At 48.8% G+C, this 7,913-nt stretch carries 8 protein-coding genes; 7 read left to right on the plus strand and 1 reads right to left on the minus strand.

The features are described from left to right. The first annotated feature begins 66 nt into the window (after positions 1-66). The 3 genes from BKD12_RS15000 to BKD12_RS15010 are packed head-to-tail and all read left to right on the plus strand — an operon-like array spanning position 67 to position 3,663. Positions 67-762: an ABC transporter ATP-binding protein gene (locus BKD12_RS15000; RefSeq protein ID WP_070090165.1), complete on the plus strand. Its 696-nt coding sequence runs from the start codon at positions 67-69 to the stop codon at positions 760-762. Then, a complete protein-coding gene (locus BKD12_RS15005) occupies positions 759-2,273 on the plus strand; it encodes a COG1361 S-layer family protein (protein WP_070090166.1) in 1,515 nt (504 codons plus the stop codon). Before BKD12_RS15000 ends, BKD12_RS15005 begins: the two co-directional genes overlap by 4 nt. Then, entirely contained in the window at positions 2,239-3,663 is a 1,425-nt protein-coding gene (locus tag BKD12_RS15010; protein ID WP_070090167.1) for an ABC transporter permease, read from the plus strand. Before BKD12_RS15005 ends, BKD12_RS15010 begins: the two co-directional genes overlap by 35 nt. A gap of 87 nt (positions 3,664-3,750) precedes the next feature. Here the strand turns inward: BKD12_RS15010 and BKD12_RS15015 are convergent, their stop codons facing one another. Further along, entirely contained in the window at positions 3,751-4,014 is a 264-nt protein-coding gene (locus BKD12_RS15015; protein WP_070090168.1) for a hypothetical protein, read from the minus strand. Between the two features lie 199 nt (positions 4,015-4,213). Here BKD12_RS15015 and BKD12_RS15020 point away from each other — a divergent pair, with 199 nt between their 5' ends. The 4 genes from BKD12_RS15020 (at position 4,214) to BKD12_RS15035 (ending at position 7,833) form a co-directional block, all read left to right on the plus strand. Then, positions 4,214-5,278, plus strand: coding sequence for a PTS sugar transporter subunit IIC (locus BKD12_RS15020; protein ID WP_070090169.1), 1,065 nt, complete (start codon positions 4,214-4,216; stop codon positions 5,276-5,278). Positions 5,279-5,349: 71 nt separating this feature from the next. Next, positions 5,350-5,874, plus strand: coding sequence for a cob(I)yrinic acid a,c-diamide adenosyltransferase (locus BKD12_RS15025; RefSeq protein WP_070090170.1), 525 nt, complete (start codon positions 5,350-5,352; stop codon positions 5,872-5,874). A 106-nt stretch (positions 5,875-5,980) separates the two neighbouring features. Beyond that, positions 5,981-6,685, plus strand: coding sequence for a GTP pyrophosphokinase (locus tag BKD12_RS15030; protein ID WP_070090171.1), 705 nt, complete (start codon positions 5,981-5,983; stop codon positions 6,683-6,685). Between the two features lie 260 nt (positions 6,686-6,945). Then, entirely contained in the window at positions 6,946-7,833 is an 888-nt protein-coding gene (locus tag BKD12_RS15035) for a YitT family protein (protein ID WP_070090172.1), read from the plus strand. Positions 7,834-7,913: the final 80 nt, after the last annotated feature.

A 7,913-nucleotide genomic window follows, 5' to 3' on the forward strand; every position in this document is an offset into this window, starting at 1 on the left:
TTTCGGAATTTCCAACATAAGTATTAGGTTTTTTACGCTATGCTGGTGAGCATAGGAGGAGACCGTATGGAAAACGTAATAGAGGTAAGGAATCTATACAAGCTGTACCGGGTAGGTGACGAGGTTGTGCATGCCCTTGACGGCGTTAGTTTTGAGATCCCCAGAGGAGAGTTCTGTGCGATTGTGGGTACATCCGGATCAGGGAAATCCACACTTTTGAATATGCTGGCCGGTCTGGAAAAGCCAACGAAGGGGAAAATACGGATTGCAGGCCATCAGATCGAGGGCTTTAGCGAAGACCGGCTGGTGGCTTTTCGCCGGGAGCATGTGGGATTTATTTTTCAGGCCTTTCATTTGCTCGGGACAATGAATGCACTGGAAAATGTGGCATTGCCTTTAAGCTTCCGGGGCGTTCCGGTCAGGAAGCGGCTGGAGGTGGCAGACCGGATGCTGGATCTTGTGAAACTGTCGGGACATAAAAAGCATCTGCCGAGTCAGATGTCCGGAGGACAGCAGCAGCGGGTGGGCGTGGCCAGAGCTCTTGCGGTGGATCCGGAGATTATTTTTGCCGATGAGCCTACGGGAAACCTGGATTCGCATACTTCCCGGGAAGTGATGGAGTTGATGCGGCAGGTGGTGAGCGAACAGAAGAAAACACTGGTAATGGTGACCCATGATAATGGGCTTGCGTCCTATGCGGACAGGGTATTTCATATCAGTGACGGAAAGATCGTGAAAATTGAAGGGGGAAATGAAGTATGAAGAAAGTGGTGGGAAAAAGAAGAGGCGAGATCCTGATAAAATGCGCTCTGGCTGCTGCGGTCGGGCTTTTGCTGATCATGCTGGTGCAGTCCTTCCTGGAAAATCCGGCAGAAGTAAATGCGGCAGAACCAGAGATCACATTGTATTCCAAAGATAATAAGGTGCCGGTGTATCAGGCGGGGAAAGAAGAAACGTGGATCCTGGAAGTCACGAATCATACGGAGCAGGATATTCTGGGGGCACGGATTTTCCCGGAAATGGGAAACAGCAGCGAAGAATGGCCCTTTGTAACGGATTATCAGGATTACGGACAGACCATAGACCTGCCGGCGGGGCAGACGGTAGAGACTGCATTTTCCTTTACACAGAGGGAGGATGTTAAGACGGGCAGGTATACGATTGCATTTTCTGTCAATGCAGAAGGCGAGACGATGGCTCATCAGAAATTTTATGTCAACACGACTGCAAAGGAAGAATCCAGGCCAGCAGATGTGGCAGCAGAACAGAGAACCGCCCCTACATACACGGACGCAGGAGGATTCAGCAACGGGGATGCCATATACAGTGGCGGGGCTGGTTCAGGGGGAACCGGAGCAGAGAGCGGCAGTTCAATCCCGCGGGTTATCGTAACAGGGTTTGATACGGATCCGGCAGAGGTCCGGGCGGGAGACGATTTTACGCTGACGATCCATCTGAAAAATACATCCTCCAGGACAAGAGTTTCCAATATGCTCTTTGACCTGCAGGCGCCTTCAGAAGGGACAGAAGAGACACAGGCGCCGGCATTTCTTCCGGTGTCAGGCTCCAGTTCGGTTTTCCTTGACGGAATCGGAGCAGGGCAGACGGCAGACATTTCGCTGCAGCTGAATACCAGAGCGGATCTTTTGCAGAAGCCATACAGCATGAATCTGACGATGAAATATGAAGATGGGAATGCACAGCAGATTGAAGCAGAGTCTCTGATCTCCGTTCCGGTCAGACAGGACGCCAGGTTTGAATTCAGTGAATTTGAACTGAGTCCGGAGAGCATTGCGGTAGGCGACGAGGCCAATGTGATGACCAATCTTTACAATCTGGGACGGACCAGGCTGTATAATGTAAAAGCAGTATTCGAAGGCCCGGCGGTTGAAACAGAAGAAGTATTTGTGGGTAACGTGGAGTCTGGAGCATCGGCAGCCATTGATGCGATGCTGGAGGGAAAACGAGCCACGAAAGGTCCGGAAAAAGTAACCATGAAGCTGATGTATGAGGATGAATCGGGAAATGTTTCTGAAACCACCAAGGAGCTGAAGCTGGAAGTGACAGAAGCAGAAGAGGATTTGGCGGCAGCGGTTCCAACGGAAGAAGAGACCGGTGCAGGGTTTCCAGTGATACCAGTTCTGATAGCAGCCGTAATTCTGGCGGGGGTGGTCACCGGGATCCTTTTGATCCGCAGGAAAAAGAGCCATACAATGGATGCAGAGGAGGCGTTGCTGGATGAACTGGAAAGATCTTCTGAGGATGAGCCTTAGTAATTTAAAGAGACGCAGGCTCCGGACTTTTCTGACAGTTCTTGGCGTGCTGATTGGAACGGCCTCCATTGTGGTCATGATCTCTCTTGGACTTGGCCTTCAGCAGTCGCTGTACCGGGAAGTGGAGCAGTCCGGCGGCCTGACTATGATTCGCGTGAGCGGTGCAGATGCCGGAAGCTCTATGATGTATTCCGAAGCCTCTGAGGAGGTGGAAAAATATATAGACGATGAAGCGGTAGAATCCCTTGCGGATCTGGAGCATGTAGAACGGGCAGCGCCGGTCTATGAAATGACGGTGGTATTGCTGAAGGGCGGCTATGAGGGGCAGGTGCAGCTGCAGGCAATGTCGCCGGACAGTCTGGAAGCACTGAATATCCCGCTGGCCGGAGGAACCCTGCCTGCCAGTGGAAAGAATCAGATTGAACTTTTGTATGGAAATGGAATCCCGACGATGTTTTATGAACGAGGCAGCGGAGATGGGTATTATGATACGGGGATGCTGCCGGAGATCGATTTTATGAAAGATTCTCTGTTCCTGATACTGGATACAGAGTCTTATTTTCAGCAGCAGGAAGAAAACAGCAGCGGAAGCAGCCGGGAAGGCGGCGGGGAAAATGGAGAACAGGAAGAAAATTCGGAAGTCCAGTCCCCTGTCCGATCTGTGCAGAAGCATGTGGTAAGGGCAAGCGGCATGGTGGAAGGGAGCCCAGATGAGTACAATTCCTACTATTATTATGTATACTGCGATCTGGATACATTAAAACAGACATTAAAAAAAGAATTCTCCGGCCGTGTGATTCCGGGGCAGCCGACAACCAAATCCGGGAAGCCGTATCCGAAATTCTGTTATTCATATGCGCAGGTGAAGGTGGAGGACATAGAGTATGTGGATGAAGTGGCAAACGTGATCCGGAATATGGGATATAACGTGGAGACCAATGCCGAATACCTGGACAGTATGAAGGGGCAGTTCGCCATCGTCCAGGCGGTATTGGGCGGCATCGGCGCCGTGTCTTTGCTGGTTGCGGCCATTGGCATTGCCAACACTATGATGATGTCTATTTATGAGCGTACGAAAGAGATCGGCATTATCAAAGTGCTGGGCTGCAGTCTTAAGAATATCCGGCAGATGTTCCTGATGGAAGCGGCAGCTATCGGCCTGATCGGGGGCGTGGCCGGGAATGCGCTGAGTCTTCTTTTGTCGGCGGCGATCAACTTTCTTACCGGCCACGGGGCCGCTATGGGGTTCGATGGAAACATTTCGTATATTCCTGGCTGGCTGATGCTGGCATCCATGGGATTTGCCATGCTGGTAGGCGTGGCGGCAGGTTATTTTCCGGCTTTGCGTGCGATGCGGTTAAGCCCGCTGGCAGCGATACGCGGCGAGTAGTCAAAAGGGGACGTACACTTTTTGCAAAGGTGTACGTCCCCTTTTGACAAATCCCCTGTCCCTTTTTGTATTTCTCCCTGTCCCCAATCATTCTTCAATGACCTGGATTTCCAGATAATCGAAATCAATAGAATCTACAAAGTGATCCTGTGTGAATCTTGTTTTCGAATGACGCTGAAACTCCTGTATGGTGGAATCCAGCCAAATGGGTTTGCTCAGATCGAATTCGTAGCAGATTGCTTCCAGGGCATGAAAAATCTTGTGGGTCCGGGTATTGTCAGAATCGTCGCAGATCACGGTGTCCCGGATCATCCGATTGTCTTTGAATTCTTTTCCCCATAAACGGAACATATGGGCTCCCTCCTTTGCAAATGGGTTGTCTATTGCTAGTATAAAAAGTCTGGGATGTGATGTAAAGTCCTAAAAAAATTCTTTACTTATTCTGGCTCTTGTGCTAAACTTTTTCAGGTGACAAGACACATGTAATGACTAATGAGAATATATGTGTAAAGAGCTAACATGAAGCGTACAGCTGGTAAGGAGAAATGAGATGGAGAGAGTAAAAAAAGCATTGGACAAGTTTTTTATCGATGGATTAAGTGCCATGGCTCACGGGTTATTTGCAACCTTGATCATCGGAACGATCATTCAGCAGATCGGGACGCTGATCGGCGGCGGGGCAGGAGATATGATCTTTGTGCTTGGCAAGGTGGCGGCCTCCCTGACAGGAGCCGGCATTGGTACGGCAGTGGCTTATAAATTCAAAGAAGCACCCCTGGTAGTTGTATCCGCAGCTACAGCCGGGATGATCGGAGCCTTTGCCAGCAATCTGCTGGCGGGAACAGTGCTGACAGAGGGAAATATGGTCTATGCGGGACCGGGAGAACCGCTGGGGGCATTTCTGGCGGCCTACGTGGGAATCTTTTTTGGACATCTGGTTTCTGGAAAAACAAAAGTGGACATTCTGGTAACACCACTTGTAGCCATCGGCACCGGCGGCGCTGCGGGGCTGATTCTTGGACCGCCGATTTCCGGATTCATGTCATGGCTTGGCTCTCTCATTAACTGGGGAACAGAGCAGCAGCCATTTCTGATGGGCGTGGTAGTGTCGGTACTGATGGGAATGATCCTGACACTGCCGATCAGCTCGGCGGCTCTTGGGATTATCCTGAACCTGTCCGGACTTGCGGCCGGGGCGGCAACGGTCGGCTGCTGCTGCAACATGGTGGGATTTGCGGTGGCCAGCTACCGGGAAAATAAAGTGGGAGGCCTGCTGGCTCAGGGGATCGGGACATCTATGCTGCAGGTGCCAAACATTGTAAGAAGACCGGTAATCTGGCTCCCGGCCATTATTTCCAGTGCAATTCTGGGGCCGGTGGGCACCATGGTCTTTCATATGACCAGCAATGCAACGGGCTCCGGTATGGGAACGGCAGGGCTGGTAGGGCAGATTATGACCTGGCAGGTCATGACTCAGAGTGAATCGGCGGTGATGGTGCTGGTAAAAATTCTGCTTTTGCACTTTGTACTGCCGGCAGGGATCAGCCTTGGGGTTTCTGAGTTTATGAGGAAGAAAAACTGGATCCGTTTTGGTGATATGAAGCTGGAATTTTAAAACATGCTATACATTTTCCGCTTATCTGATTATAATAGACTACAGGATACGAAAGAAAGCGGGGAAATCATATGACAGGCACGGGAAAGATCCATATTTATTACGGAGACGGCAAAGGCAAGACAACTGCGGCTGTCGGACAGGTAGTCCGGGCTGCGGGAGCCGGGCTTCGGGTGCTTGTATTTCAGTTCCTGAAGGATAATGGATCTAATGAGCGGAAAATCCTGGAACAGCTCCCGAATGTGACCTGTCTGCCGGGGCGGGAGCCGGTAAAATTTGTCAGCCGCATGAACGGGCCGGAAAAAGCAGAGCTTACTCATTATAATAACAAGGCGCTGGATGAGATTGTAAAATTCTGTTCACCTTTCGATGTTTTGCTATTGGACGAAGCGCTTTGTGCGGTAAATCTGAATGTATTGAGCGAGGAAAAGCTGGCAAGCTTCCTCGAGCATAAGCCAAGAGGACTGGAGGTAATCCTGACAGGTCATGAAGCGTCAGACCGTCTGGTGACTATGGCGGATTATGTAACACTGATGACCAAAATCCATCATCCATACGAGGATGGGGTCTCGGCAAGGGAGGGCATTGAATTCTAATTTCTTAAATATATGTAAAATCCATGACACAGTTTTCCCGGATATGTTATACTATGTAACATATGGAGTATGCTCTTCGAGAAAGAGAGGAGAGAGGACCTTGAGTATGGAGAACGCCATCAAGAATTACGAAGATGTTGACAGCTGGAAGACGATCATGTTTCTGTATACTTCTGCCTTAAAAGAGGTTGGAACAAAGCTGGAGATCCTCAATGATGAGTTTCAGCATGTACACCAGTATAATCCCATAGAGCATATTAAAACCCGGGTGAAAACACCGGAAAGTATCGTGAAGAAACTCAGGAAATACGGATATGAGATTTCCATTGAAAACATGGTAAAATATGTCAATGACATTGCCGGCGTCCGGCTGATCTGTTCCTTTACATCGGATATTTACCAACTGGCTGAGATGATCGGAAATCAGAGTGACTTGAAGGTTTTGTCAATCAAGGATTATATCAAGAATCCAAAAGAAAGCGGATACAAGAGCTATCATATGCTGGTGTCCGTCCCGATTTATCTGTCAGACAGTGTGGTGGATACAAAAGTAGAGATTCAGATCAGGACAATTGCGATGGATTTCTGGGCCAGCCTGGAACACAAGATTTACTATAAGTTTGAAGGAAATGCACCGGATTATATCAGCAGGGATTTAAGAGAGTGTGCAGAAATGGTATCTTCCTTGGATGAAAAAATGCTGTCCCTGAATGAAGCGATCCAGAAATGCCTGGAAGATCAGGAGGCAGAGAAGAAAAAGGCAAGAAAAAAGCATATTAGTCACGGTGAGCGACAAGCTGCAGGCGCCTGAGCGATAAGCCAGGCGCTTTTTTGCAGATGTGCAGATGGGGACGTACACTTTTTGCAAAAGTGTACGTCCCCATCTGCAATATCGGGTGTCCCTAATCGTCAATCAGGGTGTCCCCGGATAAGGATATTTCAGATTAATATTGTAAAATTTGCTGTCAAATGCTAGAATGAGTGCGACTTGTAAAATATTTGACTATAAGCCCGAAGAGTACGGTGTATTTATAGAATATATGAGGAAAAGAGAAAGGGAAGGGATTTGACATGTGGAAAAATTTAGATGCGAAGCGTAAGGCAGGGGTGATCCAGGCGGTCTATTCAGTGGTGGGAAGTCTTCTGTTTGCGCTGGGTGTAAACCTGATTATCGTGCCGATGAGCCTGTACAACGGGGGATTTATGGGTATTGCGCAGTTGATACGTACATTTATCGTTGACTTTCTGCATGTACCGGTGCCGGCTGGCATGGATCTGGCAGGTATGATTTATTTTGTGATGAATATTCCTTTGTTTTACTTGGGATATCGTGTACTGGGAAGAGCATTTGCAGTGAAAACCCTGGTAACGGTAGCAATTCAGAGTATGTTTATGATGATAGTGCCGATACCGGCAGAGCCGATCATTGAGGATTATTTGACGGCCTGCATCATTGGAGGTATTGTAGCGGGAACAGGTACCGGACTTATCCTTCGAGGAAGAAGCTCCGGCGGCGGTCAGGATATCATCGGCCTTTGCTGTACCAAGAGATTTCCGAACTTCAGTGTTGGCAGGATTAACATTCTGATGAACTTTTTCGTTTATGCTATTTGTCTGTTCCTCTTTAATATTGAAATAGTCATCTATTCTCTGATCTATGCCACGGTGCTTTCAATAGCCATTGACCGGGTGCATATTCAGAACATCAATACCAGCGTGATGATTTTTACAAAAAAGCTGGGGATTTCAAAGGCGATCATGGAACAGATGGGACGCGGCGTTACGAATTGGGACGGAGAAGGAGCGTATACGAATAAAACATCTTATATTTTATTTGTGTTGATATCTAAATATGAAGTGGGGCAGATCAAGCAGATTGTACATAGTATCGATCCGCATGCATTTATGATTTTTACAGAGGGCTGTTCGGTAGACGGCAACTTTGAGAAGCGGCTATAGCGCCCGGGACAGGGGCGAGTTCCAAAAGGGACAGGGGCAAATCAAAATGGGGACACCCCAAATCGCAAATGGGGACGTAC

This window comes from Merdimonas faecis, from assembly GCF_001754075.1.
In the GTDB taxonomy this organism is placed as follows: Bacteria; Bacillota; Clostridia; order Lachnospirales; family Lachnospiraceae; genus Merdimonas; species Merdimonas faecis.

Excerpts from the sequence above, each read along its gene's own strand:
- BKD12_RS15000 (WP_070090165.1), top strand. The coding sequence starts at position 67 with ATGGAAAACGTAATAGAGGTAAGGAATCTATACAAGCTGTACCGGGTA.
- BKD12_RS15005 (WP_070090166.1), top strand. The coding sequence starts at position 759 with ATGAAGAAAGTGGTGGGAAAAAGAAGAGGCGAGATCCTGATAAAATGC.
- BKD12_RS15025 (WP_070090170.1), top strand. The coding sequence starts at position 5,350 with ATGACAGGCACGGGAAAGATCCATATTTATTACGGAGACGGCAAAGGC.
- BKD12_RS15035 (WP_070090172.1), top strand. The coding sequence starts at position 6,946 with ATGTGGAAAAATTTAGATGCGAAGCGTAAGGCAGGGGTGATCCAGGCG.
- BKD12_RS15020 (WP_070090169.1), top strand. The coding sequence starts at position 4,214 with ATGGAGAGAGTAAAAAAAGCATTGGACAAGTTTTTTATCGATGGATTA.
- BKD12_RS15010 (WP_070090167.1), top strand. The coding sequence starts at position 2,239 with ATGAACTGGAAAGATCTTCTGAGGATGAGCCTTAGTAATTTAAAGAGA.
- BKD12_RS15015 (WP_070090168.1), bottom strand. The coding sequence starts at position 4,014 with ATGTTCCGTTTATGGGGAAAAGAATTCAAAGACAATCGGATGATCCGG.
- BKD12_RS15030 (WP_070090171.1), top strand. The coding sequence starts at position 5,981 with ATGGAGAACGCCATCAAGAATTACGAAGATGTTGACAGCTGGAAGACG.